We start from the raw sequence: 26,674 nt of genomic DNA, 5'->3' as shown, positions 1-26,674 counted from the left end.
CACTATCCGTCCTTTCTCCATATAGAACTTCCTAAAAGCTATACGCGTTAAATTGCTGCTCTCGCGAAAAGTATGCTGCAATAGATAGAGTGTTTGGCTACGTAGGTTGAACGAATGATTTTCACTTGTTGATGTTCCGCAAAACAGCTGTGCTTTCGGGATCAGAGGATATGGGACATGCAACTGGCATGACAGAACATCGCGGTGCCAGTTGCCAAGGGCTCGCGCCATATCTTCTAGGCAACAACGAAAAAAATTACTACCTTCTTACTTAACGAGTTACTTAGCACCGGCACGTCCACGTGCCAGCGCTAAGTAAGAAGCTATGCCCAAAGTGGCCGAAGCGGTGTAAAAAAGTCGGCTTTTTTCATTCAACACCTATAGTTGAAAACCACTTTCTTACGTTTGACATCCTCAGTTAGTATACTAGCTGAATTGTCTTTAACAAAAAAGAGCATATAGTTACGAAAAAGCCTGAAAAGGCCATTATATTAACCAGCCACCATTCACTCGCAACGTTTGACCTGTCATATAATCCGCTTTCCCATTAACTAAAAAATCTACCGCATTCGCTATGTCCTGCGGAGCACCGAGACCAAGTGGAATCTCTTCCTCAATTTCTCGCAACTCTTCTACAGAAAATACAGCATTCATTTTCGTCTGGATAAATCCAGGTGACACGGCATTAACACGTGTTCCTGATGGTGCCATTTCTTTGGCGTACGCTTTCACAAAGGAGAGTTGCGCACCTTTTACAGATGAATACATGGTTTCCATGGAAGCACCTATCTCCCCCCAAATGGAAGAAATAAAGACAACGTAAGATCGATCGTAGCGATGAAAAAATGAAGAAATTGAACGAATCGCTGCGATTGGATTTTTCACATGGACTTGCCATAGTGAATTCATGTCTTGGTCCGATGTATCAATCAACATCTTCATCAGCGATTGACCGCTCGCAACAATAACACACGACGCATCAAAGACGTTGTCAGTAAGCTGCTGCGCACCTTCTTCACTAGCGAAGTCAGCCTGCACTGTTATAAATTCCTGCGCAGGGTAACGTGTTGCCAAGTGTTGGGCGAGTGGAGCCGTCGAATTGGTATTCCAGTGCAAGTATAAAGACCAACCACTCTCTGCCAACTGCTGCGCAATGCTTTCACCAATTTCACCAGATGCCCCTAACAGCACAGCAAACTTTTTCACTCTGTATCCTTTTTCGAAGGCATAATCGTGAAAACAGAATGCTGAGACTCGTGGCTAACCAAAGCAAATGCCTGTTGAAGATCAGCAACTTCTAACTCTTCAAGTACAGGAACTACATCAAACAAGTTCATTTCATTAAATGCGTAATTCGTGAATTGATTCGCAATGTATTCTGGTGAGTTTAATGCTCTTAAGAAAAAGCCGATTTTTTTGCGGCGAACACGATCCAGATCATCTTGTCCAAAAGGCCATTTTTCAACAGCATTTTGAAGCGTGTGTTTAACTTCTTTAATGAACGTTTCGGGTTTATGAGTATCGGAACCAATCAAGGCATAACCAAAGCCGCTTTCTAACGAATAATCAAACGAATAGGATTCATCAATCCAATCATTTTCATACGCTTCGTGATAAAAATCCGATGTGCGTCCAAACAACAATTCATACGCAAGTTGAGCAGCTAGTTCGTGCTTCAACATCTCAGGTCCAATCATATCGAGTTTCTCTGGCTTCAAACCATAGAAAACTTTTGGCTTCTGAACGCTCATTTCTAACACACGTTCTTTAATCGCTACTTCTTTTGGCTCTTGTGGATACATACGTTCGATTTCAGTTGGTTCTGCAAACGTTTTTTGTGCTTGGTCTTCTTTTACTAAAGTCATCATTTGTTCTGCATCCACATTTCCAACGATAAATAAAATCATATTTGATGGATGGTAAAACGTGTTGTAGCATGTATACAAATGTTCTGCTGTGATGTCTTGAATCGATTCCACTGTTCCTGCAATGTCAATTTTAACTGGGTGATTTTTGTACAAGTTTTCGATAATCCCAAAATAAAGACGCCAATCTGGCTGATCGTCGTACATTGTGATTTCTTGTGCAATAATGCCTTTTTCTTTTTCTACCGTTTTTTCTGTAAAGTACGGGCTTTGCACAAAATCCAATAACGTTTTTACGTTTTTGTCAATTTCACCTGTTGCGGAGAATAAATAAGCCGTGCGCGTAAACGACGTAAAGGCGTTTGCTGAAGCGCCTTGTTTGCTAAACTCTTGGAACACGTCGCCTGCTTCTTTTTCGAACATTTTATGTTCTAAAAAGTGCGCGATGCCATCTGGTACTTTAATAGCTTCCGTCTCACCTTGAGGTATAAAATGATTATCAATTGAACCGTATTTTGTAGTGAATGTAGCAAACGTTTTCGAAAATCCTTTTTTCGGCAAAATATAAACGGTTAAACCGTTATCGAGCGTTTCATGAAAAAGTGTTTCACCTAGTTGATCAAATTCAACTTTATGCATTTGTGTCATCCTCCTTACCAGATAGGAAGTAAGTCATTTCTAAAGACAATTCCTCAGCGACTTCTGCAATATCTTCTTTCGTTACGTTTTTCCATTTATTAATCATGTATTCAGGTTCGAAAGACTCTGTCAATTCCATGTACTGATCGTATATTTCAATTTGTCCACGTGCAGAATCTAGTGCTTCTTTTAATTGATTGATGAGCAGCGCTTTTGTCTGATCAAGTTCAACATCTGAAATATTGCCTTTTTTGACTTCTTCTAATTGTTCCAAAACCAAGTTCACAGCTTTTTCTTCTAATTTGGAATCAATGCCTGCTAAAACGAACATCAACCCAAATTGTGAAGCAAAAGAACTGGATACGTAATACGCCATACTTTCTTTTTCACGAATATTTACAAATAGTTTTGAGTGCGCATAGCCACCAAAAACACCATTCATCAATTGCATAACCGGGAATTTTTCGTGACGGAATGTAATGGGTGTAAAGAATGCCATATGCAGTTTGCCTTGCTTCATGTCTTCGTGTTCAAGGACACGTGACTGCTCAGGCTTAACCAATTCCATTGGAGCCACAGCAATTGCTTTTTCGCGATCTTTAAAATGGAAAAATTCACGGATGTATGACGCGATCATTGCCGGCTTTACATCGCCTACTGCATAAATTTCAATTTCATTTTGAGTGAGCATTTCTTGGTATTCAGCAACTAATTGCTCATTCGTAACAGCTTCTACTGCTTGAATCGTGCCGTTTGATGTAATCGAAGCAGGGTGGTTCGGCAAAGCGAGCTCCATCATGCGCTGCTGTGCATAGCGTGTCTTGTCATCAAACACCGATTCAATGCGTTGAACAATCGAATGTTTTTCCCGTATAAAAATAGACTCTTTAAATAAATCATTTTCAACATTAGGTTTGAATAGAACGATGTACATCAAGTTCAGTACTTTCTCAAGTACACCTTTTTCAGAAAGGTATTGATCATTAACCGTTTCAACATTCAAGGTTACTACATGTTCGTTGCCTCGTTTTGAGGAATCTATGTAAAGAGAAGTTCCATAAAGATCATCCAATACCATACGAAGTGCAGTGTGCGAAGGATAAACCTCGTTACTATGCTGCAAAACATTTGCCAAAATCGAGCGGGCAGACGCTTTTTCCTCCGTCAGTTTATCTTTAAATTTGATTGAAAAATTTATCGTTTTAAACTGTGTCGTTTCATTAACGTGTACATTCACGCCTTTAGCGATATTAATGGTTTCAAACATGTAGAATCCCCTCTCGTCGTTCATATCTTAACTATACCGAACTTTTTCCGTTAATTGCAAATAAAGAAAAGCGCAGGTACTAAATACTAACCGTATTTATGTGCATAAAAAAAGAGCCGTCGCAACTGACGGCTCTTTTGAAAGTCTTATCGTTGTCCTTTAATGTAAGGTTTACCATTGGCTAACGGTGCATTGGCACGGCCAATAAAGCCAGCTAACGCGATAATTGTTAAGACATACGGCAAGATTAACAAGAAGACGTTTGGAATTTCTGAAATATACGGAATGCGCGAACCGACAATACTTAATGATTGAGCAAACCCAAAGAACAAAGCAGCTCCCATAGCCCCAAGTGGATGCCATTTCCCAAAAATCATCGCAGCTAACGCCATAAATCCTTGTCCGTTAATCGTTGCATGTCCAAAATCATTTGTAATGGTTTGCGAATAAATGGCACCACCGACACCTGCTAAAGCTCCAGAAATCATAACGGCCACATAACGCATTCTTGTAACGTTGATCCCCATGGTATCTGCGGCCATCGGATGTTCCCCAACTGCGCGAAGGCGCAAGCCAAAAGGTGTTTTGTAAATGACAAACCATGCCACAAACGCTACCGCAATCGCAAAGAATGAGGTATTGTATACCGATTTAAAGAATAAAGGTCCAATAACTGGAATATCTGATAAAAACGGTACGTTATATCGTGAAAAACGTTCTGTGATGAAATCGGTTTGTCCTTTTCCAAAAATACTTTTCACTAAGTAAATTGACAATGCTGCTGCTAACAAGTTAATAGCAACCCCAGAGACTACTTGGTCCGCGCGGAACGAAATTGATGCAACCGCGTGCAAGAGTGACAAGAGTAATGCCGCTAGCATTGCCGCGACCAACGCAAGCCACGGTGTCGCTCCGCCAAATGTATCCGCGAACAATAAGTTAAATAAGATTCCGACAAAAGCGCCGATGACCATCAATCCTTCGAGACCGATGTTCACAACCCCTGATTTTTCCGAAAAGACGCCGCCAATCGCCACTAAAATAAGTGGCGCAGCATAGAAAATCGCTGAAGGAACGATGAAATATAGAACGTCAAGGAAACTCATATTACTTCGCCTCCTTCTTCTTAGCTGCTGCACGGAGCAACAGCAAACGAATAATGTAACCAGATGCTACAAAGAAGATAATCACTGCAATAACAATTTCAACAATTTCAATTGGAATACCGGCCGCATTTGGCATATTTAACGCTCCGTATTTTAGCGAGCCAAACAACGTAGCACCAAATACCACACCCAGTGGCGTATTCAATCCAAGTAACGCTACTGCAATCCCGTCAAAACCGATGCCGGTAAAGCCACCTTTTGATGACACATACTCAAATGTTCCAAGGGCTTCCATTGCACCTGCAAGTCCAGCAAACGCACCGGAAATAACCATAGCCAAAATGATGTTTTTATTGACATTCATCCCTGCATATTGAGAAGCGTTTTGGTTAAAACCAACTGCTTTTAGTTCAAAGCCCAGTGTAGTTTTTTCTAAAATAAACCACATAACACCCACCATCGCCAAGGCAATAATGATTCCGTAATGTAAACGAGAGAAATCCGTCAGTTCTTCTAAAAAATCAGAACGTAAAGAAGCACTTGCAAAAATATTTTCCGTACGGTCACCACCATCAGAAACTGTACGAATTAATGCATTGGATACGTGTAAAGCAATATAGTTCATCATAATTGTGACGATTACTTCATGAACATGAAATTTTGCTTTTAACAGTCCCGGTACAAATCCCCATAATGCGCCAGCTACCGCTGCAGCTAAAATGGCTAGAGGCAAATGAATAATTTTTGGCAATTCTACTGCTACGCCTACATATGCTGCTGCAAACCAGCCAACAATCAATTGTCCTTCAACACCAATATTAAAAAGCCCTGAACGAAACGCAAATGCTACCGCAAGACCTGCTAGTAGATAAGGAGTGATTTGTCGAACCGTTTCACCTATTGTATACAAGTCTCCAAAAATCCCGTTCCACAGAGCAGCATAGCCTTCAAGTGGATCGTAACCACTTACTAGCATAATCACCGCTCCGACCAAGAGGCCTAAAATAACGGAAATGACGGGGACCAGAATATTCGTCGCTCTATTCGACATGCTGATTCTCACCTTTCTTCGTCAAATCCTGTTGCTTTTTATCGACTGTATGACCCGCCATTAACAAGCCTAGTTCTTGCTCAGTAGTACTTTCTGGTATTACAATATCCACGATTTCACCGTCGTGAATAACCGCAATACGATCTGAAACGTTCATCACTTCATCCAACTCGAACGAAATCAACAAAACTGCCTTACCGTTATCACGTTGTTCAATCAACCGACTATGAATAAATTCAATTGCACCTACGTCCAATCCCCTGGTCGGTAATGCCGCAATCAGTAAATCAGGGTCACGATCAACTTCTCGGCCAATAATAGCTTTTTGTTGATTTCCTCCGGATAAGGATCTTGCCAATTCCGACGGCCCTTGAGTGCGGACATCAAAATCTTTTATAATTTGCAAGGCTTTTTCATTAATCTTGTCGTAGTCAATAATGCCCGACTTGGAAATAGGTTTTTTATAATAGGTTTGAAGTGAAATATTATGCCCTATCGGAAAATCCAATATGAGTCCGTGCTTATGGCGATCTTGAGGAATATGTCCAACGCCCGATTCTGTTACTTTTCGCGGTTTCATATTGGTAACATCTTTGCCATTGAGAGAAATGGTCCCACTTTTCACTTTACGAAGACCCGTAATTGCCTCGATCAGTTCAGATTGTCCGTTGCCATCAATTCCGGCAATCCCCATAATTTCACCTTTGCGAACGTTCAGATTCAAACTTTTAACTTTATCAATTCCGCGGTAATCTTGAACAACTAAATTTTTAATATCCAAAATTTCTTCACCCGGGAAAGCTTCTCCTTTTACCGTGGTAAATTCCACTGCGCGACCGACCATTAATGAGGCAAGGTCGTTCGGATTGGTTTCTGATGTAGTAACTGTGCCAATTCCCTTACCTTTTCGAATAACTGTTACGCGATCAGAAACATCCATAATTTCTTTTAGTTTATGCGTAATCAAAATAATCGACTTGCCCTCAGCTACTAATCGTTTCATAATTTGAATCAATTCAAGAATTTCCTGAGGTGTTAATGAAGCTGTTGGCTCATCAAAAATCAAAATCTCGGCTCCACGATAAAGCGTTTTCAGTATTTCTACACGTTGCTGCATTCCCACCGATATGTCTTCAATGATAGCGTTTGGATCTACATTCAAACTGTATTGCTCTGATAAGGCTTGAACTTTTTTAGCGGCGTCTTTTTTATTGGTAATTCCGTATTTAGTTGGTTCGCTTCCCAAAATAATGTTTTCGGTAACAGAAAAATTTTCGACTAGCATAAAATGCTGGTGGACCATGCCAATTCCGAGATCGTTAGCTATATTCGGATTAGAAATATCGACTTTTTTACCATGAACCCGAATTTCTCCACCTTCTGGCTGATACAGACCGAATAAGACGTTCATCAAAGTCGATTTACCCGCACCATTTTCTCCTAATAATGCATGAATTTCTCCCTTTTCCAGTTGCAGCGTAATGTTGTCATTGGCGACAAATGTACCGAACTCTTTACGGATATTCAGCATTTCGATTACATATTCCACTGTTGTCACTCCCTCAAAATCGCTGACTTCTTTTAAATTCATTAATTAATTAATACATGAAAGGCTTCTGTTGCAAAAAGCCTTTCATCTATTAATTTCTAGCTTGTAGACAAAAAAAATCATAAAGACCGGTCAAACCGGTCTTTATGATGACCGTGCTACAAAATAGCTATTACTTTACTGTTTCTGGAACTTCAATGTCACCATCGATTACTTGTTTTTGGAATTCTTCAATTTTCTTCATTACATCTTCAGGGATTGCTCCACGTGAATCAGCAAGACCTACACCTTCATCAGCTAAACCATAAGTAACTGTTTCGCCACCTGGGAATTCGCCTGCCATCGCTTGTTCAGAAATGTTGATAACGGCTGTATCCACACGTTTTAATACCGAAGTTAAAGTAACGTTAGCGTCACCAGTTTGACCTTCATCGTATTGGTCAGCATCTACGCCAATAACCCAAATATTGTCATCAGGATTTGCTTCTTTACGTTCTTTTGCTTCAGTGAATACGCCATTTCCTGTACCGCCAGCTGCGTGGAAAATGATATCTGCACCAGCAGAGTACATACGGTTAGCAGTTGTTTTACCTAATTCCGCTTTATCAAAAGCTCCTGTGTATTGAACATCGACTTTAATTGAATCGTCTACTGCTGCAACGCCTTCAAGGAATCCTGCTTCAAAACGCTCGATTACTGGAATTTCCATTCCACCGACAAAACCGATTTTTTTCGTTTCTGACATTAGAGCTGCTGCTACACCCGCAAGGAATGCGCCTTCTTGTTCTTTAAACAAGACACTTGCAACGTTTGGAGCGTCTACTACTGCATCAACGATTGCAATTTGAGCTTCTGGCTGCTGTTCAGCAATTTCTTTTACAGCACCTTCCATTAGGAAACCAATACCGTACACGACGTCAAAATCACGACGGATTAAGTTGTTCAAGTTGGTGTTGTAATCTGCATCAGATGCAGATTGAAGATAGTCAAAACCGCCATCGCCTTTTTTAAGACCATTTTCTTCGCCAAATTGTTGTAGCCCTTCCCAAGCAGATTGGTTAAAGGATTTATCATCTACTCCACCAACATCTGTAACCATCGCTACTGAGAAATCAGCTGTTTCTTCTCCGCCTTTTCCTTCATCAGTCTTGTCAGCTGTTGTGTCTTCGTCGCTTCCGCAAGCAGCTAGCATTGTACCAGCAGCTAGCATTAATGATAAACCTAAACCAAATTTACGTTTCGTCAATGTAATAACCCCCAAGGTTTTTTTGATATTAGCAGGAATTTGCTGTTTTACACACGTTTTCGAACTACATGGAAACTGAATTTATCAGCTCTAAAGTAATTCTTTGAATAAAGCACCAATCGATCGTCCTCATCGTAGTGGAGCTGTTTTAAAACAAGTAATGCTGTTTCCGGTTCACATTCTAAAATTGGCGAAGCCTCTTCATGATAACCAGTCGGATCGATAAACGTTACCGCATAGGAAATATGAATGTCCCCTGTTTCTTCAATCGCCTTAAAAATGGAACTTTCAGTACGTCCTAAAAAATCTGTAGGCAAATACGCAGCAGGAACCTTGTCTATGCAATAGACGACTGGATCTCCATTTGCCGTACGAACGCGTTCAATCGTAATAACAGTATCGTCGGCGGTGCAGTGAAAGCGCTTCATATCTTCTTCAGAAGAAAGGTTCTCCGACGTGCTCAAGTAGATTGCGCCGGGTTCCATTCCTGCCTGACGGATCATATCGGAAACACTTGTCAATTGTTCAATCCCTGAAGAAAATAGGGGTTTTGAATTGACAAATGTTCCAACTCCGTGGCGTCTGATGATAATATTATCTTCTTCCAACAACCGTAGCGCTTCTCGCAAAGTCGCACGGCTGACTCCAAGTGTTTTTGACAATTCAAATTCCGACGGCAACTTCTCTTTTTCTTTGTAGACGCCTGCAGCAATATCCTGCTTCATTCGATCAATCACTTGAAGATACAATGCACGATGATCTGATTTAATGGTCATCCGATTCACCACCTATGATAGAGATCAGACATCTGATGTAAAACATTCCTACTAATCAAAATTACTATACCACTTATTAGATACGAAATAAATAGCAATTTGTCGAATTCAGCGAATTTTCGCATCACAGCCATCTTAAATAGTGATCATTTTATCACAAAAACCTTCGAATACTTCAATATTCTTCCTGCTTTGGAACTAATACAGTCCGTGGCTTACTACCTTCATAAGGTCCAACCACACCACGCTGCTCCATTTGGTCTATAATTCTAGCGGCTCGAGAATAGCCGACACGGAAGCGGCGCTGCAACATTGACACGGATGCTGTCTGCATTTCTGTAACGAGTTGCACGGCATCATCATAAATTTCATCTGTTTCTTCATCTATTTTCGTTTCATCGATTTCACTCGGAATCATATCTTCTTGGTATTGGGCCTTTTGCTGTTCAATAACAAAGTCAACAATTTTTTCAACTTCTGAATCCGATAAAAATGCCCCTTGAACGCGCACAGGTTTTGATTGACCCGCTCCAAGAAAGAGCATATCTCCACGTCCAAGTAATTTCTCAGCTCCACCCATATCGAGAATTGTTCGCGAATCAATAGATGAGGACACCGCAAAAGCAATACGCGACGGAATATTCGCCTTAATAACGCCTGTAATGACGTTAACACTTGGACGCTGTGTCGCTATGATTAAGTGAATCCCAGCAGCGCGCGCCATCTGTGCTAGACGTGTAATCGCATCTTCTACTTCATTTGAAGCAACCATCATCAAATCCGCTAATTCGTCGACGATGACTACAATAAAGGGTAATTTCGGATGCTTGTCTTCATTTTCCTCATTGAAAACACGAACATATTCGTTATAGCCTTCAATATTACGTGTCCCTGTATGTGAAAAGAGTTCATATCTTCTTTCCATTTCCGAGACGATTTTCTTTAACGCTTGTGCTGCTTTTCGTGGATCCGTTACCACAGGCGCTAACAGATGCGGAATCCCATTATAAACGTTCAATTCGACCATTTTCGGATCGATCATCATCATTTTCACTTCATGGGGCTTAGCGCGCATAATAATACTTGTGATAATGCCGTTAATGCACACCGATTTCCCGCTACCCGTCGAACCAGCAACTAGTAGATGTGGCATTTTATTTAATTCGGTCATCACCGCTTGTCCTGTCACATCTCTGCCTAAAGCGAATAATAGTTTGGCATCCGGCTTGTTGTTCTCTTCTGATTCTAATACTTCACGCAAGCTAACTATTGAAACTTCCGAGTTTGGCACTTCGATACCGATTGCTGATTTACCTGGAATGGGTGCTTCAATTCGAATATCACGTGCAGCTAAAGCTAACGCCAAATCATCATGCAAACTAACTATTTTACTTACTTTCACACCGGTATCCGGCAACACCTCATATTTTGTCACTGCTGGTCCTAAATGCACTTGTGTCACTTTTGCCCGCACACCAAAACTTTGGAACGTTTTTTCGAGTTTTTTAGCATTTTTTTGTATGCCTGAATATTCTCCGCTTTGGTCGTGATGCGGCGGCAGGGTCAACAAGCTAAGAGGCGGCAGCTGATATTCTTCATTTTCTAGTTCTTCTGCCGTCGATAGTAACTGAACGTCTTCTGTTTTCATTTCCTTAGCAGGCTGTTGTGGTGCCTCGGTCTGTCTCGGTTTCACATTTTCGGTAAAGGCTGAAATAATCGGCTCTTGTTGTTTTGGTCGGTATAGAAGATCTTCTTGTTCATCCTCTTCTTCATAAGCCAATGATTCATTGATTTCTACTACTTGTTCAGGCTCCGACTTTTTACGCGGAGTGCGTACTTTTTTGGGTTTGGCCTGTTGGAAACGATTCATTAACGCATCGATAGCCGGACGCGCACTCGGTATTTTTTCTGCAATAAACGGTGCGGCTGCTTTTCCCGTTAAAATAATCGCCCCGATCGACAGTAAAATAATTGCGACAATCCATGTGCCAGCTGTATCAACTAACACATGCAAGAGTGCGTACAACAGCGCACCAATGAGGCCACCTCCAGTTGCCAAATAACTATTCCAAATAGTGCCCGTCATTTTTGTTGTACGAATTGTTTCATCGATGACATTTGATGAAGTAATCGGCAAAATAGTGCCAGCTGCCCAGATTAAATGACAGATTAGCAAAATACCAATTAAGACAAATGCAGAACCAAATGCCACTTTCATTCTTGGCTTTGGCCATTTCCGCTTGACCATCACATAAATCGCCAGATAGATAAGCACTAACGGTAGTAGAAAGGCCATATAGCCCACTAAAAACTCGGCCATATTGTAAAACATTTTGCCAATAACCCCGAGCTGGAATGTCATCAATATCGCAACCCCTACTAATACTAAGCCAATCACTTCATAAGCAATCATTGGCATGGGCTGTCTCTTTCTATTTTTAGACTTTGTTTTAGGTTTTACTTTTGCTCTCGCTTTGGATTTCGCTTTCGTCGTTGCACGAGCCCTGTTCATTGCAATCCCTCATTTCTTTCATAATCGAAAAAGGATTTCCGCCGATTAAATCGGTATGGAAATCCTTCTACTTTTTTCTTAGTATTCCATAATAATTGGGATAATCATTGGACGACGTTTTGTTTGTTGGAACAAGTAAGAATTCAATGTATCACGAATTTCTTGTTTAATATTGTTCCACTCGAATGCGTCTCTCGTAACGTATTTTTCAACGACTTTTCGAACAAGTCTTGTCGATTCTTCCATCAATTCCTCTGATTCACGAACATAGACAAAGCCGCGTGAAATCATTTCCGGACCCGATGCAATTTTCTTTTCTTTGCGGTTTAACGTAACCACGACGATAAAAATACCATCTTGCGACAATAATTTACGATCACGTAGAACGATGTTTCCTACGTCGCCAATGCCGATTCCATCGATTAAGACGTTTCCAGCAGTAACACGTCCACTCATCCGAACTTTGCCGCCTTTGTATTCGACGATGTCCCCTTTGTCAGCAATAAAGATCTCAGACTTATGCAACCCAACTTGTTGAGCTAATTTAGAGTGCGCGATTAGCATTTTGTATTCACCTTGAATCGGAATGAAATACTTAGGCTTCATCATATTGAGCATCATTTTCAAGTCTTCTTGACTACCATGTCCTGAGACGTGGACTTTCTTACTTGCAGTTAATACGTTTGCACCGGCTTTTGCCAGTTTGTTCATTGTTTGGAACATAGGAACTTCCATACCGGGTGATGGTGTGAATGTAATTAATACTGTGTCGGTTTCTTTAATTTTAACGTCTTTGTGTTGTTTACGAACCATTTTGTCCAAGGCTTCCAGTGGTTCGCCTTGGTTACCTGTAACGATAATCACAACTTCGTCATCACGGTAGTTTTCCAAATCTTTTAAGGAGATTACAACATCTTCATGAACGGTCAAATAGCCAAGACGCAATCCAACTTCATAACTATTTTCAAGACTTCTACCAGCTACCGCTACTTTTTTACCTGTAGTTGCTGCGCTATCAAATACTTGCTGAATACGAATAAAGTTTGATGAATACAGAGATACCAGTACACGCCCTTCTGCAGCTAGGAATGCTGATAAAATATGATCAGCAACCACGATTTCAGAAGTTGTGTACCCTGGACGCTCAGCTTCAGTTGAATCAGACAACAGCATTAAAACGCCGTCTTCTCCAAGTTTCGCCATTTTTGCGATATCTGGCTTGTAACTTCCTTTAGCCGACTGATCAAATTTAAATTCACCCGTATGCACAATGGCACCTTCTGATGTGTGGAAGACGATTCCAAGTGCATCAGGAATACTATGTGTCGTATGGAAAAACGTTACATGTGTTTTATCAAAGTTCATCCGGCTTTTATTGGTCACTTCAAAAAACTTCACATGTTTTAAAGAGCCTTGTTCTTTAATATGTTCTTTAGCTAACGCAATTGTTAATTTCGATCCATAAACTGGTGCTTGAATCTTTTTCATTAGATAAGCGATTGATCCAATCGCATCTTCATGACCGTGAGTCAGAAAAACTCCCTTTACACGGTCTTTGTTCTCTTCTAGGAATGTCATATCCGGAATGACGATGTCAACACCCAGCATCTCATCTTCTGGGAACATCAATCCGCTATCTACAACAAATAAATCTTCATCAATTTCTATTACATACATTGCTTTGCCGATTTCGCCGACGCCGCCTAAAGGGATAACTCTTATTACTTCATTTTTAATTTTACTCAATTTATTTCCTCCTAAAATTCACCCGTACGCATCCATAGACTTCATTATACGGGAATGACCGGAAACAGTCCAAAGAAAAAAACAAACCGAGGATGATCGGCTTGTTTTAGGGGTCTGTAACTTCTATCAAATAACATTTTCTTCGATTAGCGCTTCAGCAATCTGAACAGAATTCAAGGCTGCCCCTTTAACTAGATTGTCTGCAACTATCCACAAATGAAAGCCATTTGGATTGTCTAAATCCTGACGAATACGTCCGACAAACACTTCGTCTAGGCCCGCAGCCATTAATGGCATGGGATAAATTTGATTTGATGGGTCATCCATCAATTCAACACCTGGTGCGTCTTTAATCGCTTGTTTAACCTGTGCGATAGTCGCTGCACGCGATAGTTCTACATACACTGATTCGGAGTGGCCTGTGACTACTGGCAGACGTACACACGTGGCTGCTACGGCTAAAGAATCGTCATGCATAATTTTTTTAGTTTCATTGATCATTTTCATTTCTTCTAATGTATAACCATTATCAGCAAATTGATCAATCTGGGGAATCACATTAAAGGCAATCGGGTAATGATTTTTTGCCGATTTAACTGGTAGCATTTCGGCTTGTGCATCTTTTGCGTGGTCAAAATCAGCTGCCTGTGCTTTTAATTCGTTAATTGCACCGATGCCTGCTCCAGAAACAGCTTGATAAGTCGAAACTACAACTTTGGTCATTCCAAACTGTTCTTTTAACGGTTGCAACGCACAAACCATTTGGATCGTTGAACAGTTTGGATTGGCAATGATTCCTTTGTGAAGACCCAGATCGCTTTTGTTTACCTCTGGCACAACTAATGGCACGTCTTTGTCCATTCGGAATGCGCTGGTGTTATCAATAACAATCGCTCCTCGTTTAACGGCTTCAGGTGCAAATTTCTCTGAAATACTGCCACCTGCGCTGAACAATGCAATGTCTATCCCTTTAAACGATTCAGGTTTCGCTTCTTGAACTGTAAAAGTTTTCCCTTTAAACTCAATTTCTTTTCCGGCAGAACGGCTCGAAGACAAAAAGACAATATCTTTTATCGGGAAATCCCGTTTTTCCAATTGCTCTTTCATTTGCTGGCCAACTGCTCCAGTTGCTCCCATAATTGCTACGTTATACGTTTTCACAATATTCGCTCCTTCAATGATGATTTGAATTATTGTAACATAATTTAGTCTGCTAAAGGAATAGAAAACACAAAAAAGCTTCCTTAAACTAAAGAAGCTTCAGACTGTAGACAAAGTCTTATTAAACTGAATAGTAATGCATAATTTCCAACTGGGCTGGCCACTTCGCTTTCCGTGGGCTCAGCTTCAGCCTCCTCGTCACTGACGTTCCTGCGGGGTCTTCAGCTTTCGCTGTCCCACAGGAGTCTTCGTGGACCAGCCCAGTTGAAGGCTTCTTACTACGAACAACGTGAGATTCTTTAGTGCGCTTCACCGTATAAATAACGTGTTAAAAGCTTTTTGCCTACTCACTCTAGGATTCGGAGCACCTAGTGACGAAGGGCAAAGATATGCTCCTGCATCGCTGCGCTAGCTTCGTCGCAAAGCCACTGCCCGAAGTCCCTTCGGTCACTGACTTTCCTGCGGAAAAACGAAGGGATGAGACCCCGCAGGAGCTTGCGACGAGGAGGCTCAGCGCGGAGTCCGCGGAAAGCGTCCACTAGGTGCGGAGAATCCCACATGCATACAAAAAATGAGTAACTATTCTTTTGTCTACAAGCTGAAGCTTACTTAAACTAAGGAAGCTTCTTTCGGACGAATAATAGAAACAGCGGGTGCTTCTATCAGAATTTCTAACAGGTCCACTACTTTTTCGAGTGATACTTGGTCAATTTGTGTTAACACTTCTTCGTAAGTTTGATGTTTTCCTAGCAGCAATTCATGTCTGCCATTGCGGCTCATGCGTGCGCTCGTACTTTCAAGCCCAAGCATCAAACTGCCTTTTAACTGTTCTTTAGAGTCTGTGACCTCTTGTTCTGTAATACCACCATTTTTTAATTCTTTAAGTAAGCTTAAAATGACTTGTTGCATTTCAGCCATTTGCTCATCTGAAGTTCCTCCGTAAATCGCCAAAGTTCCGTGGTCGGAATATGCCGAATGATAAGAGAAAATAGAGTAAGCTAAACCCCGTTGTTCTCTAATTTCTTGGAACAGTCTCGAAGACATAGATCCCCCGATAATATTGTTTAACACTGTAATGTTATAAATATCTGGATCGTTTAAAGATAAGCCCGGATAACCAAGGCATAAATGACCTTGTTCCGTTTCTTTATTTTTTAAGGAATAGCCAGACGTGAAATTAGGAAGTTCATACTTTTTAGGGCTTTCTTCTTTTTCAAAAAGCCCAAATAACGTTTCAATCTTCTCAATTAAGGCCGGAGTAATATTACCTGCTACTGACACTACAGTATTCGCTGGTGTGTAGTGGCGGTCCATATAATCGCGAATTTTCTCTGGTGTAAATTTTGCTAATGTTTCAGCAGTTCCAAGTATGGGTGCACCAATGGAATTTTCGGGATACATCACACGCCAAAGTTGCTCATGAACATCATCGTCAGGCATATCTTCTGTCATGCTGATTTCTTCAAGAATAACTTGACGTTCTTTATCAAACTCTTCAGGGTCCATTTGTGAGTGGAAAAACATATCTGCTAGCACGGTTACTGCGTGTTCTGCATGATGATCTAATACTTTGGCATAGTAGCATGTATATTCTTTTGAGGTATAAGCGTTGATGTCGCCGCCAATACGATCAAATTCACGAGCAATTTCTTTAGCTGTTCGTGACTCCGTACCTTTAAACAGCATATGTTCGATAAAATGGGTAATGCCATTTTCTTCTGGCAATTCGTCTCGGGATCCGTTGTTCACAAAGACACCCATTGCGATAGAATGAAAATGCGGGATATGTTCGGAAACAATGCGCAATCCATTTTTGCAAGTCTGTGTAGTCACCATGTGCATGTTCCTCCTCATAGTAAAAAATTGCCGACAAAGTCGGCAATTTCCGTATGGTTAACTTTATTCTTGGTCTTGTTTTTCAGCAGCTTCTTTTTGTTCTTTTAAAACAATCTTACGTGACAAGTTTACACGGCCTTGACGGTCAATTTCAATTACTTTGACTTGAATGATTTGATCCATTTTCAAAACGTCTTCTACTTCTTTGGTCCGTTCTTCTTGGATTTCAGAAATATGAAGAAGACCGTCTTTGCCAGGGAACAATTCAACAAATGCACCGAACTTCTCAATTCGCTTCACTTTGCCTTCGTAATATTCGCCGACTTTCGCCTCGCGAACGATGTTTTCAATCATTGCTTTCGCTTTCGCGTTCATTTCTTCATCAACAGATGAAATGAAGATTGTACCGTTTTGTTCGGTATCAATCTTAACGCCCGTTTCATCAATGATTTTGTTGATCACTTTACCACCAGGTCCAATAACATCGCGGATCTTGTCTGGGTTGATCTTCACCATGATAATTTTCGGTGCATATTTAGAAAGAGTTGTTCTTGGTTCAGCAATCGTCGCAAGCATGGATTCCAGAATATGAATACGACCGATTTGAGCTTGTGCCAATGCCTCTTCCAGAATTTCACGAGAAAGACCATCGATTTTAATGTCCATTTGAAGAGCAGTAATGCCTTTTGCAGTACCCGCTACTTTAAAGTCCATATCGCCAAGATAATCTTCCATTCCTTGAATGTCAGAAAGAACGGTATAGTTTTCGCCTTTTTTCACTAGACCCATTGCAATACCTGCAACTGGAGCAGTTAAAGGTACACCTGCATCCATCATCGCAAGTGTTGACGCACAAATACTTGCTTGTGAAGTTGAACCATTCGATTCAAGTACTTCTGCAACAAGACGAATTGTGTAAGGGAAATCTTTTTCGTTTGGAATAACCGCTTCTAATGCACGTTCACCAAGTGCCCCGTGACCGATTTCGCGGCGTCCTGGTCCACGAAGGAATCCAGTTTCACCAACCGAGAACAACGGGAAGTTGTAATGATGCATAAAGCGTTTTGTATCTTCAATGCCAAGGCCATCAATAATTTGAACATCGCCTAATGCACCTAGTGTACAAATACTCATCGCTTGCGTTTGTCCACGAGTAAATAATCCTGAGCCGTGTGTGCGGTTAAGAACACCGACTTCAGAAGACAATGGACGAATTTCAGAAGGTCCACGGCCATCCGGACGAATTTTTTCGTCTGTAATTAGGCGGCGAACTTCTTCTTTGACCATTTTATCAAGAATTTGGCCAGCTTGCTTCTTAACTGCATCTTCTGACTCTTCATATGCAGCCATTGCACGTGCTTTAACTTCATCTATTGCTTCGTTGCGCGCTTGTTTTTCGTTAATTTGAACAGCAGCGTTTAAGTCAGTTTCCACAGCTTCTTTAATAGAAGATGTCAATTCTGCATCTAATTCATACAATTTGATATCTGTTTTTGCTTTACCAACTTCTGCAGCAATCTGTTCTTGGAAAGCGATCAATTTCTTGATTTCTTCGTGACCGAACATAATAGCTTCTAAAATGATTTCTTCAGAAACTTCTTTTGCTCCTGCTTCAACCATGTTGATCGCATCTTTTGTACCAGCTACGATCAAGTTAATCGAGCTTTGCTCAAGTTGTTCATTTGTTGGGTTGATGATGTATTGTCCGTCGATTAACCCAACAATGACTCCAGCAATCGGTCCACCAAAAGGAATATCTGAGATCATTAATGCAAGTGAAGAACCGAACATTGCAGCCATTTCTGACGGGCAATCCTGATCGACAGACATAACCATTGAAATCACTTGGACTTCGTTACGGAAACCATCCGGGAATAGTGGACGGATCGGACGATCGATTAAACGACTTGTTAACGTCGCTTTTTCAGATGGACGGCCTTCACGTTTAATGAAACCACCAGGAATTTTACCGACAGCGTAAAGACGTTCTTCGTAGTTAACAGTCAACGGGAAAAAATCTAAAGGTTTCGGCGTTTTTGATGCAGTTGCCGTAGATAAAACTGCTGTATCGCCATAACGGATTAATGCTGCTCCGTTTGCTTGTTTTGCTAATTGACCGACCTCAACTTGCAACTCGCGGCCAGCCCAATCAAGTGTGTAAACTTTTTTTGTTTGCTCCATATTATCGAGCTCCTCTCTCTTACCGTATATCTATATACTGTATGTATCTACTAGTAGTGTATCAAAAAGGCATCCAATGTGCGATGCGATAAATTAAAGTTTAATCCATAAAGAAAAAGCGGGACGAATCCCGCTTTTACTGTTTACTATTAACGGCGTAGGCCAAGTCTTGCGATTAACTCGCGGTAGCGAGCTACTTCGTTTTCACGTAAGTATTTTAGCAAGTTACGACGGCGTCCAACCATTTTGAATAGACCACGACGTGAGTGATGATCTTTTTTGTGAGTACGTAAGTGCTCATTCAAGTTGTTGATGTCTTCTGTAAGAATAGCGATTTGAATATCTGCAGACCCAGTATCTGTGTCGTGCACTTTGTATTCGCTAATCAATTCATTTTTGCGTTCTTGAGTGATTGCCATACTGTTTCCACCTCCTAATTTCTGATATCCCCTATTACCGAGCAAACGTTGGTGATTCGAATTGCCAAGCAACGGTTTGTACTTTCAGTACTCATAAATAATAGCATAAGACTTTTTCAAAATCAACCGTACGAGTTAATTTGTCCCTGCAAAAAACTGTTCAGCTGTTAATTTATCCGATTGAATCTGTGCTTTCAATTCGTCAATCCCTGAAAATTTTTGCTCATCCCGGATCCGTTCATACCACTCGACTTCTACCATTTCCCCGTAAATGGATTTATCGAAATGAAGAATATGGACCTCGATTACTTGTTTTTTTACATCTGGATCATTGAAGGTAGGCTTGTAACCAATATTGCAGACACCATTATATAGCTGTCCTTGCACCTGAATTTTCACCGCATAGACCCCGCGGCTCGGTACGATTGCACCAAGCTCTGGCTCCACGTTAGCTGTCGGAAATCCAATCGTACGGCCTCGCTTGTCGCCATTAACTACAGTACCCAGAACTCTGAACGGTCGACCAAGCAACTGGCATACTTTTCCGGTTTCGCCTTGCTTTAATAATTCACGAATACGGGTCGAACTGATTTTCTCGTCACTTTCTTCTAACTTCTCCGCAACGGTTACGTCATAATGACCCTTGCTCATTAGTTTCATCAATGCCATATCGCCTTTTCCTTTGCTACCAAAAGAAAAATCGAATCCAGCTGTCACGTGTTTTACTTGAAGGTTTTTAACGAAAATTTCGATAAATTCCTGTGGCGTCAATTTAGCAAATTCAGAAGTAAAGCGGACGATAAAACAATAATCCACGTCCATCTCCTCTAAGATATCCATTTTTTGCTGCATAGGTGTAATATAAAAGACTTCTTCTTTTCTTCCGCCCAATACAAGCGATGGATGAGGATCAAAAGTCATGACTGCTGACTTTATATTTTTTTGGTGAGCTTGTTTGATGGCTTCTCCTATGACGCGTTGATGTCCTTTATGTACACCATCAAAAAAACCTAACGCCAGGGAGATTGGTCCAGTTTCACTATCTGGTTTTACATGGTTCGGGTAATTCAAATGAATAATTTCCATATTACACCTCGTCTGCTGTCGGAAAACCGAACATTTTTTCAGGTTTCATTTTATCCGCTTTTTCAGGGTGATTTTTATAGAGTGCCACTGGCTGCCCCTTGTAGGTTAAAGCTACAAAACCCATTTCATCTAGTATGGCGTGGCGCGCTAACACTTGACCATTTTTCACAGCAAAAACTTGTTGCTGTTCAATTTCCAAAAACGGAAACGCACTTAGGCCATAACTCAACGGTTTTAAAATATCATCCATATGCCCATTTTGAGCAAGTTCAGCCACTTCAGCAAGTGTTACACAATCTTTTTCACTAAATTTCCCTGATTCTGTGCGTGTTAGTCTCGACATATGCGCAGGATAACCTAGCGCTTCCCCAATTTGCACGGCCAATGTCCGAATATAAGTTCCTTTGCCACAACGGATGCGAATATTAAAGCTAATTTTTTCACCGATCCATCGCTGATCGTCATCAAGCAATTCAATCGAATCAATGCTCACAATTCGTTCAGGTCGCTCAACCGGAATTCCTTGACGGGCATATTCGTATAATTTTTTGCCATTTACTTTGACTGCTGAATACATCGGTGGAATTTGTTTAATGTTACCGGTCAGCTGCAGCAAAACTTCTGCCACTTGCGCTCGCGTAATCACTTTTTCAGAAGCATCTGTCTCAACTGTTTCACCTGTAGCATCTTCTGTATCTGTTGAGTAGCCAATTGTCACTTCAGCTTCATAGGTCTTGCCTTGGTCCGTAATATATTCAGCCACTTTGGTCGTGTTTCCGATACAAATCGGCAATACCCCATCCACTTCAGGGTCTAGTGTGCCGGTATGTCCTACTTTTTTTGTTTGAAGAATTTTTCTGAGTTTAAAAACACAATCATGGGAAGTCATTCCTTTTTCTTTCCATAATGGTAAAATTCCATTTAGCGCCATTTTGTTGATCTCCTTTGCTTGATGCCAAAAAAAGCCTGCTATCTACAATAGACAGCAGGCTTTGATTTCAATCTTCTTTTGGTTCTTGAATACCACGCAATAACGTATCAATTCGATTGCCGTACGCAACCGATGAATCGATTTCAAAAGACAATTCAGGAGTTTTACGGAGACGGATCCGCTGTCCAATTTCGGAGCGAATAAATCCTTTTGACTTCGTCAACCCAAGCAATGTCTGTTCTTTTGCATGGTCTTCGCCTAATACGCTGATGTATACAGTTGCCTGCTGGAGATCTCCTGTAACTTCAACATCTGTTACAGTGACAAATCCGATACGTGGATCTTTCAGTTTTCGACTGATGATATCACTAAGCTCTTTTTTCATCTGCTCAGCTACACGATTCGCGCGCATTGTCATTGATGGTCCACCTCGTTCTTACAAATATTCTTTTTCAAACTCCAAGCATTCCCATGCAGGATTGCTTTCCAAATAGTAAAGAACTTGTGCCATTTCATTATCTGCCACTTCTTTTGATGAAGAAACAATAACAAAAGCAAGGCGGGTTCGCTGCCATACATTTTGGTGATCAATCTCTGCTGTAGAAACATTGAATTTTTGCTTGCTACGGGTCAGCATACTCTTCACTACTGCCCGTTTATCTTTTAACGAATGTGCAGTTGGAATGAAAAATTCACATTCCATATACAGGATCATTTGCGTACGATTTCTTCCATAATATACGCTTCGATAATGTCTAACTCTTTAACATCATTGAAGTTTTTAATTGTGATCCCACATTCGTATCCTTTTGCTACTTCTTTCGCGTCGTCTTTAAAACGTTTCAACGTATCGATTTCGCCTTCAAATACAACGATTCCTTCACGAATGACACGGACGCCGCTATCACGCGTGATCTTGCCTTCAGTTACATAGCTTCCGGCAATTGTTCCGACTTTAGAAACTTTGAATGTACTACGGATTTCTGCTTGTCCGATAATTTTTTCTTCAAATTCAGGATCAAGCAATCCTTTCATAGCAAATTCGATTTCTTCAATTACTTTATAGATAATGCGGTGTAAACGGATGTCCACGCCTTCAGCATCAGCAGCACGTTTTGCGTTTGCATCTGGACGAACGTTAAAACCAATAACGATAGCGTTTGAAGCAGCTGCCAATGAAACATCAGATTCTGTAATCGCACCAGCACCCGTGTGGATAATTTTCACATTGACGCCTTCTACATCAAGTTTAAGAAGAGATGCAGCCATTGCTTCAACGGCTCCTTGAACGTCAGCTTTGACGATCAAGTTTAACTCCTTCATTTCGCCTTGTTTCAATTGATCAAACAAGTTATCAAGTGTAACGCGTGTTTTCTCAGAACGCTGAACTTGAAGCGCTGAAGTTGCACGTGTTTCTCCCACTTGACGAGCAGTTTTCTCATCTTCGAAGACAACAAAACGGTCACCCGCTTGAGGTACATCATTCAAACCGGTAATTTCAACTGGTGTTGATGGTCCCGCTTCTTTTACGCGGCGGCCAATATCAGACACCATTGCCCGAACGCGACCAAATGTATTTCCGACAACAATCGGATCTCCAACTTTTAATGTTCCATCTTGTACTAGAAGAGTTGCAACAGAACCGCGACCTTTATCAAGCTCTGCTTCAATCACTGTACCAATTGCACGACGTGCGGGATTTGCTTTTAGTTCGCCAACTTCTGAAACTAGTAAGATCATTTCAAGTAATGAATCGATGCCGTCTCCAGTTAAAGCAGAAATTGGAACGAAGATTGTTTCGCCACCCCAAGCCTCTGCCACTAGTCCATGTTCAGTCAATTCTTGCATGACACGATCAGGATTTGCACTTGGCTTATCCATTTTGTTGACTGCGATAATAATTGGAACTTCTGCAGCTTTGGCATGGTTAATCGCCTCTACCGTTTGTGGCATAACGCCATCATCAGCCGCTACAACGATAATCGCAATGTCAGTCACTTTTGCTCCGCGCGCACGCATTGTTGTAAACGCTGCGTGTCCAGGAGTGTCCAGGAACGTGATTTTTTTGCCGTTGTCAACTACTTGGTAAGCACCAATATGTTGCGTAATTCCACCTGCTTCTCCAGCAGTCACTTTCGTGTTGCGGATTGAATCCAGCAAAGTTGTTTTACCATGGTCAACGTGCCCCATAATTGTGACAACTGGTGGACGCTCTTCATTAAGATTTTCATCTTCTGGTTCAAAATAAACTTCAAGATCGGTTTTATCCACCAAGATCTCTTCTTCTACTTCAACCTCATATTCAGCACAAATTAATTCAATTGTATCTTTATCCAATTCTTGGTTAATGGTAGCCATTGCACCAAGCATGAATAATTTTTTAATAATTTCAGACGGCTCGCGTCCTAATTTTTTTGCCAGCTCAGCTACTGTCAATGACTCACTGAAAGTAATTTTAGCTGGTAACTCTTTTTCTTTTTTAGGCATTGGTGGCAACGGATTTACCGGTTGTTGCTGTTTGCCTTTACGGTTACGGTTTTGGAAGCCGTTACGGTTTCCACCACCAGGACGACCTGAAGAACGTTGACCCGGACCTGCTGTTGGTTTAGCTGCCTTTGGCGTAAAGTTTGATCCTGTTTTGGCTGGTGCTGTTGGTCGTTGGCCATTCCCTTGTGAACGGGATTGTCCTTGACTAGGAGCTGCTGCCGGACGGGATTGACTTTGTCCTGATGGGCGTGACTGTCCGCCTTGTGACGGACGGGATTGTCCACCTTGTGATGGGCGTGATTGGCCTTGTGACGGACGGGATTGACTTCCCGATGGACGTGACGGGCCTTGTGATGATGGACGTGACGGGCTTGATGGTGCTTGTGTGCGCTGTCCAGCTGAAGCGTTTTTGTAAATGCCGTCCAACTTTGTCACATCTGTATCTTCTAATGTCGCCATATGGTTTGGCACTTTAACATTAAGCTTTGACAATTCATTGATAATTTCTTTACTTGGCTTATCTACTTTTTTCGCGTATTCATGTACTCGAATTTTGGTCATCTGCTCGCCCCCGATTAATTTCTTCAATTAAGCTGATTAGTTTTTTTGCAAATCCAGAATCTGTGATTGCAATTACTACTCGCTCTTCCTTACCTATCGCATGTCCCAATTCATACCGGGATCCAAAAACACGGAGTTCTACTCCATTGGATTTACATTTATCGTGCAACTTCTTGTGTGTATTATCAGAAGCGTCTTCAGAAATAATTACTAATTTCGCTTTCCCTTTTCGAACTTCACTCACGGACATCTCTTCACCTGAAATAGTCATTCTTGCACGTGTGGCTAATCCAAGTAATTGAAGGATTTTTTGTTTGTTCATTATTTCAACTGCTCTCTAAGAACGACGCGAATTAACTCATCATAAATTTCGTCTGGAACTTTAACTTCTAGTTGCTTGTCCAGTACTTTCTTTTTGCGGGCAGTCGCGATGGCATCTTCCGATTTCGAAAGATATGCGCCGCGTCCTGATTTTTTGCCTGTCAAATCGACGGATACCTCGCCTTCTTTCGAACGGACAACGCGGGTCATTTCTTTTTTAGGATGCATCTCGCCTGTAGCTACACACTTCCGTAATGGAATTTTCTTTTGCAGAGCCAACGGACATCACCTTTTCTACGTTATTCTTTTTCTTCGTAAAAATCAAAATCGTCTAGTTCTTCGCCAGATTCAACTAGTTCAATGCTAGAATTTTCGTTTGGATAAATTCCTAGTTCGCGTGCATCTGTTTCACTTTTAATATCGATTTTCCAACCTGTTAACTTCGCTGCTAAACGGGCATTTTGTCCACGTTTACCGATAGCAAGAGATAGTTGATAGTCAGGCACAACAACGGTTGTGGATTTTGCTTCTTCGTTTACTTGTACATCTAATACTTTAGATGGGCTAAGCGCATTTGCTACAAAAACGACCGGTTCTTCTGACCATTCTACAATATCGATTTTTTCTCCACTTAATTCGTTAACGATTGTCTGAACACGACCACCTTTAGATCCAACGCACGAACCTACTGGATCAATATCATCACGGTGGGCAAAAACGGAAATTTTCGAGCGATCTCCTGCTTCGCGTGCAATTGATTTGATTTCAACAATGCCATCATAAATTTCAGGCACTTCGTTTTCGAATAAACGGCGCAGTAGTCCTGGATGTGTACGTGATACAAACACTTGTGGTCCGCGTGTCGTGCGTTCTACTTTCGTGATGTACACTTTAATGCGGTCATGCGGTTTGTAATGTTCATTTGGCATTTGTTCTGTCTGCGGTAACACAGCTTCAACCTTGCCAAGTCCAACGTATAAATTACGAGCGTCCATACGCTCAACGATACCGTTTACGATATCATCTGCACGATCAACAAACTCTTCAAAGATTAAGCCACGCTCAGCCTCACGAACGCGCTGAGTAACAACTTGTTTGGCTGTCTGTGCAGCAATACGACCGAAGTTTCGTGGTGTTACTTCTTGTTCCACGATATCTCCTAGTTCATAAGCTGGATTAATAACTTTAGCATCTTCTAATGAGATGTGAAGACGTTCATCTTCTACTTCTTCTACAACATCTTTACGTGAATAAACCAGCATTGTTCCTGTGTTCAAGTTCAAGTCTACACGAACATTCTGCGCTTGGTTAAAATTCCGTTTGTATGCTGTTACTAATGCCGCTTCAATCGCTTCAATCAAGACTTCACGTGAAATCCCTTTTTGTTTCTCTAGTACTTCAAAAGCATCCAATAACTCACTGCTCATTTTATTCACTCCCAGGTTCTTCAATCAGGTTTTACAGAAAAATCAATGGCTAAACGGATCACTGCGATCTTGTCTTTTGCGATATTAATTATTTTTCTGCGTGTTTTGATTTTAATTTCAATTTCTACTTGTTCATCATCGTAGGACTTTAAATAACCTTCAAACTCTTTAGCATCTTCAACCGGTTCATAGGTTTTGATGTAGATAAATTTAGTAAGGGCTTTTTCAAAGTCTTTTTCTTTCTTCAATGGACGTTCAGCACCTGGAGATGAAACTTCCAAGAAATAGTTTTGTTCAATCGGATCTAATTGATCCAAAATTTCGCTCAACTTTTCGCTTACTAAAGCGCATTGGTCAATATCGATAGGTGCTTCTGGATTATCCACATATACTCGTAAAAACCAGTCGCGACCTTCTTTTAAAAATTCCACGTCTACAAGTTCCAATGCTAATTCACTGGTAATGGGTTGTACTATTTTCTCGATTTGTTCTGTAATTTTGCTCATA

The 26,674-nt window shown here is 41.1% G+C and carries 23 protein-coding genes; all 23 read right to left on the bottom strand.

The window, feature by feature from the left end; all coding sequences use genetic code 11:
• Window positions 1–486 precede the first annotated feature (486 nt).
• The 23 genes from ymfI to rimP all read right to left on the bottom strand — a co-directional run bounded on the left by ymfI (window position 487) and on the right by rimP (window position 26,673).
• Entirely contained in the window at window positions 487–1,206 is a 720-nt protein-coding gene (gene ymfI / locus AUO94_RS14900) for an elongation factor P 5-aminopentanone reductase (protein ID WP_058384968.1), read from the bottom strand.
• Window positions 1,203–2,504, bottom strand: coding sequence for an EF-P 5-aminopentanol modification-associated protein YfmH (yfmH, locus tag AUO94_RS14895; protein WP_058384967.1), 1,302 nt, complete (start codon window positions 2,502–2,504; stop codon window positions 1,203–1,205). Before yfmH ends, ymfI begins: the two co-directional genes overlap by 4 nt.
• Window positions 2,497–3,771, bottom strand: a complete 1,275-nt coding sequence (yfmF, locus tag AUO94_RS14890; RefSeq protein ID WP_058384966.1) for an EF-P 5-aminopentanol modification-associated protein YfmF — start codon at window positions 3,769–3,771, stop codon at window positions 2,497–2,499. Before yfmF ends, yfmH begins: the two co-directional genes overlap by 8 nt.
• 146 nt (window positions 3,772–3,917) lie before the next feature.
• Complete coding sequence (locus AUO94_RS14885) at window positions 3,918–4,877, bottom strand: ABC transporter permease (protein ID WP_058384965.1); 960 nt, start codon at window positions 4,875–4,877, stop codon at window positions 3,918–3,920.
• 1 nt (window position 4,878) lies between these two features.
• Window positions 4,879–5,928 carry an ABC transporter permease gene (locus AUO94_RS14880; RefSeq protein ID WP_058384964.1) on the bottom strand — a complete coding sequence of 350 codons (1,050 nt, stop codon included), beginning with the start codon at window positions 5,926–5,928 and terminating at the stop codon, window positions 4,879–4,881.
• Window positions 5,918–7,477 carry an ABC transporter ATP-binding protein gene (locus AUO94_RS14875; RefSeq protein WP_058386875.1) on the bottom strand — a complete coding sequence of 520 codons (1,560 nt, stop codon included), beginning with the start codon at window positions 7,475–7,477 and terminating at the stop codon, window positions 5,918–5,920. The genes AUO94_RS14880 and AUO94_RS14875 overlap by 11 nt, the downstream gene beginning before the upstream one ends.
• A gap of 172 nt (window positions 7,478–7,649) precedes the next feature.
• Window positions 7,650–8,723: a BMP family lipoprotein gene (locus tag AUO94_RS14870; RefSeq protein ID WP_058384963.1), complete on the bottom strand. Its 1,074-nt coding sequence runs from the start codon at window positions 8,721–8,723 to the stop codon at window positions 7,650–7,652.
• Between the two features lie 47 nt (window positions 8,724–8,770).
• Window positions 8,771–9,499 (bottom strand): GntR family transcriptional regulator, encoded by a 729-nt coding sequence (locus AUO94_RS14865; protein WP_058384962.1) that lies wholly within the window; start codon window positions 9,497–9,499, stop codon window positions 8,771–8,773.
• Window positions 9,500–9,674: 175 nt separating this feature from the next.
• Window positions 9,675–12,011, bottom strand: a complete 2,337-nt coding sequence (locus AUO94_RS14860; RefSeq protein WP_058384961.1) for an FtsK/SpoIIIE family DNA translocase — start codon at window positions 12,009–12,011, stop codon at window positions 9,675–9,677.
• Window positions 12,012–12,089: 78 nt separating this feature from the next.
• The gene (locus tag AUO94_RS14855) at window positions 12,090–13,757 is read right to left on the bottom strand and encodes a ribonuclease J (protein WP_058384960.1); all 1,668 of its coding nucleotides are present in this window, start codon (window positions 13,755–13,757) and stop codon (window positions 12,090–12,092) included.
• A gap of 126 nt (window positions 13,758–13,883) precedes the next feature.
• Window positions 13,884–14,921 (bottom strand): aspartate-semialdehyde dehydrogenase, encoded by a 1,038-nt coding sequence (locus AUO94_RS14850; RefSeq protein ID WP_082707557.1) that lies wholly within the window; start codon window positions 14,919–14,921, stop codon window positions 13,884–13,886.
• Window positions 14,922–15,527: 606 nt separating this feature from the next.
• Window positions 15,528–16,754, bottom strand: coding sequence for a M16 family metallopeptidase (locus AUO94_RS14845; RefSeq protein ID WP_058384959.1), 1,227 nt, complete (start codon window positions 16,752–16,754; stop codon window positions 15,528–15,530).
• Window positions 16,755–16,817: 63 nt separating this feature from the next.
• Window positions 16,818–18,935, bottom strand: coding sequence for a polyribonucleotide nucleotidyltransferase (pnp, locus tag AUO94_RS14840; RefSeq protein WP_058384958.1), 2,118 nt, complete (start codon window positions 18,933–18,935; stop codon window positions 16,818–16,820).
• A 149-nt stretch (window positions 18,936–19,084) separates the two neighbouring features.
• Window positions 19,085–19,354, bottom strand: coding sequence for a 30S ribosomal protein S15 (gene rpsO, locus AUO94_RS14835; protein ID WP_038704238.1), 270 nt, complete (start codon window positions 19,352–19,354; stop codon window positions 19,085–19,087).
• A 135-nt stretch (window positions 19,355–19,489) separates the two neighbouring features.
• Entirely contained in the window at window positions 19,490–20,440 is a 951-nt protein-coding gene (gene ribF / locus AUO94_RS14830) for a riboflavin biosynthesis protein RibF (RefSeq protein ID WP_058384957.1), read from the bottom strand.
• A 1-nt stretch (window position 20,441) separates the two neighbouring features.
• Window positions 20,442–21,371, bottom strand: a complete 930-nt coding sequence (gene truB, locus AUO94_RS14825; RefSeq protein ID WP_058384956.1) for a tRNA pseudouridine(55) synthase TruB — start codon at window positions 21,369–21,371, stop codon at window positions 20,442–20,444.
• Between the two features lie 67 nt (window positions 21,372–21,438).
• Entirely contained in the window at window positions 21,439–21,789 is a 351-nt protein-coding gene (gene rbfA / locus AUO94_RS14820) for a 30S ribosome-binding factor RbfA (RefSeq protein WP_006828239.1), read from the bottom strand.
• An 18-nt stretch (window positions 21,790–21,807) separates the two neighbouring features.
• A complete protein-coding gene (locus tag AUO94_RS14815; RefSeq protein WP_058384955.1) occupies window positions 21,808–22,086 on the bottom strand; it encodes a DUF503 domain-containing protein in 279 nt (92 codons plus the stop codon).
• Window positions 22,083–24,419, bottom strand: coding sequence for a translation initiation factor IF-2 (gene infB, locus AUO94_RS14810; protein ID WP_058384954.1), 2,337 nt, complete (start codon window positions 24,417–24,419; stop codon window positions 22,083–22,085). Before infB ends, AUO94_RS14815 begins: the two co-directional genes overlap by 4 nt.
• Complete coding sequence (locus tag AUO94_RS14805; protein ID WP_058384953.1) at window positions 24,397–24,741, bottom strand: YlxQ family RNA-binding protein; 345 nt, start codon at window positions 24,739–24,741, stop codon at window positions 24,397–24,399. Before AUO94_RS14805 ends, infB begins: the two co-directional genes overlap by 23 nt.
• On the bottom strand, window positions 24,741–25,019 hold the full coding sequence (gene rnpM / locus AUO94_RS14800) for an RNase P modulator RnpM (protein WP_008430874.1): 279 nt from the start codon (window positions 25,017–25,019) through the stop codon (window positions 24,741–24,743). The genes AUO94_RS14805 and rnpM overlap by 1 nt, the downstream gene beginning before the upstream one ends.
• Window positions 25,020–25,039: 20 nt before the next feature.
• Complete coding sequence (gene nusA, locus AUO94_RS14795) at window positions 25,040–26,167, bottom strand: transcription termination factor NusA (protein ID WP_058384952.1); 1,128 nt, start codon at window positions 26,165–26,167, stop codon at window positions 25,040–25,042.
• Between the two features lie 20 nt (window positions 26,168–26,187).
• Complete coding sequence (gene rimP, locus AUO94_RS14790) at window positions 26,188–26,673, bottom strand: ribosome maturation factor RimP (protein ID WP_058384951.1); 486 nt, start codon at window positions 26,671–26,673, stop codon at window positions 26,188–26,190.
• Between the last annotated feature and the right edge of the window lies 1 nt (window position 26,674).

This window comes from Planococcus kocurii (assembly GCF_001465835.2).
Classification (GTDB): domain Bacteria; phylum Bacillota; class Bacilli; order Bacillales_A; family Planococcaceae; genus Planococcus; species Planococcus kocurii.
Note: the sequence above shows the minus strand (reverse complement) of the source record. Positions and strands in the feature narration are given on the sequence as shown.

Coding starts and splice junctions, on each gene's coding strand:
- nusA (WP_058384952.1), bottom strand. CDS start 26,167: ATGAGCAGTGAGTTATTGGATGCTTTTGAAGTACTAGAGAAACAAAAA.
- AUO94_RS14815 (WP_058384955.1), bottom strand. CDS start 22,086: ATGATCCTGTATATGGAATGTGAATTTTTCATTCCAACTGCACATTCG.
- AUO94_RS14805 (WP_058384953.1), bottom strand. CDS start 24,741: ATGAACAAACAAAAAATCCTTCAATTACTTGGATTAGCCACACGTGCA.
- ribF (WP_058384957.1), bottom strand. CDS start 20,440: ATGGAAATTATTCATTTGAATTACCCGAACCATGTAAAACCAGATAGT.
- pnp (WP_058384958.1), bottom strand. CDS start 18,935: ATGGAGCAAACAAAAAAAGTTTACACACTTGATTGGGCTGGCCGCGAG.
- AUO94_RS14880 (WP_058384964.1), bottom strand. CDS start 5,928: ATGTCGAATAGAGCGACGAATATTCTGGTCCCCGTCATTTCCGTTATT.
- AUO94_RS14865 (WP_058384962.1), bottom strand. CDS start 9,499: ATGACCATTAAATCAGATCATCGTGCATTGTATCTTCAAGTGATTGAT.
- AUO94_RS14860 (WP_058384961.1), bottom strand. CDS start 12,011: ATGAACAGGGCTCGTGCAACGACGAAAGCGAAATCCAAAGCGAGAGCA.
- yfmH (WP_058384967.1), bottom strand. CDS start 2,504: ATGCATAAAGTTGAATTTGATCAACTAGGTGAAACACTTTTTCATGAA.
- rimP (WP_058384951.1), bottom strand. CDS start 26,673: ATGAGCAAAATTACAGAACAAATCGAGAAAATAGTACAACCCATTACC.
- AUO94_RS14885 (WP_058384965.1), bottom strand. CDS start 4,877: ATGAGTTTCCTTGACGTTCTATATTTCATCGTTCCTTCAGCGATTTTC.
- infB (WP_058384954.1), bottom strand. CDS start 24,419: ATGACCAAAATTCGAGTACATGAATACGCGAAAAAAGTAGATAAGCCA.
- truB (WP_058384956.1), bottom strand. CDS start 21,371: ATGGCGCTAAATGGAATTTTACCATTATGGAAAGAAAAAGGAATGACT.
- rpsO (WP_038704238.1), bottom strand. CDS start 19,354: ATGGCAATCACTCAAGAACGCAAAAATGAATTGATTAGCGAATACAAA.
- yfmF (WP_058384966.1), bottom strand. CDS start 3,771: ATGTTTGAAACCATTAATATCGCTAAAGGCGTGAATGTACACGTTAAT.
- rbfA (WP_006828239.1), bottom strand. CDS start 21,789: ATGACAATGCGCGCGAATCGTGTAGCTGAGCAGATGAAAAAAGAGCTT.
- AUO94_RS14845 (WP_058384959.1), bottom strand. CDS start 16,754: ATGGTGACTACACAGACTTGCAAAAATGGATTGCGCATTGTTTCCGAA.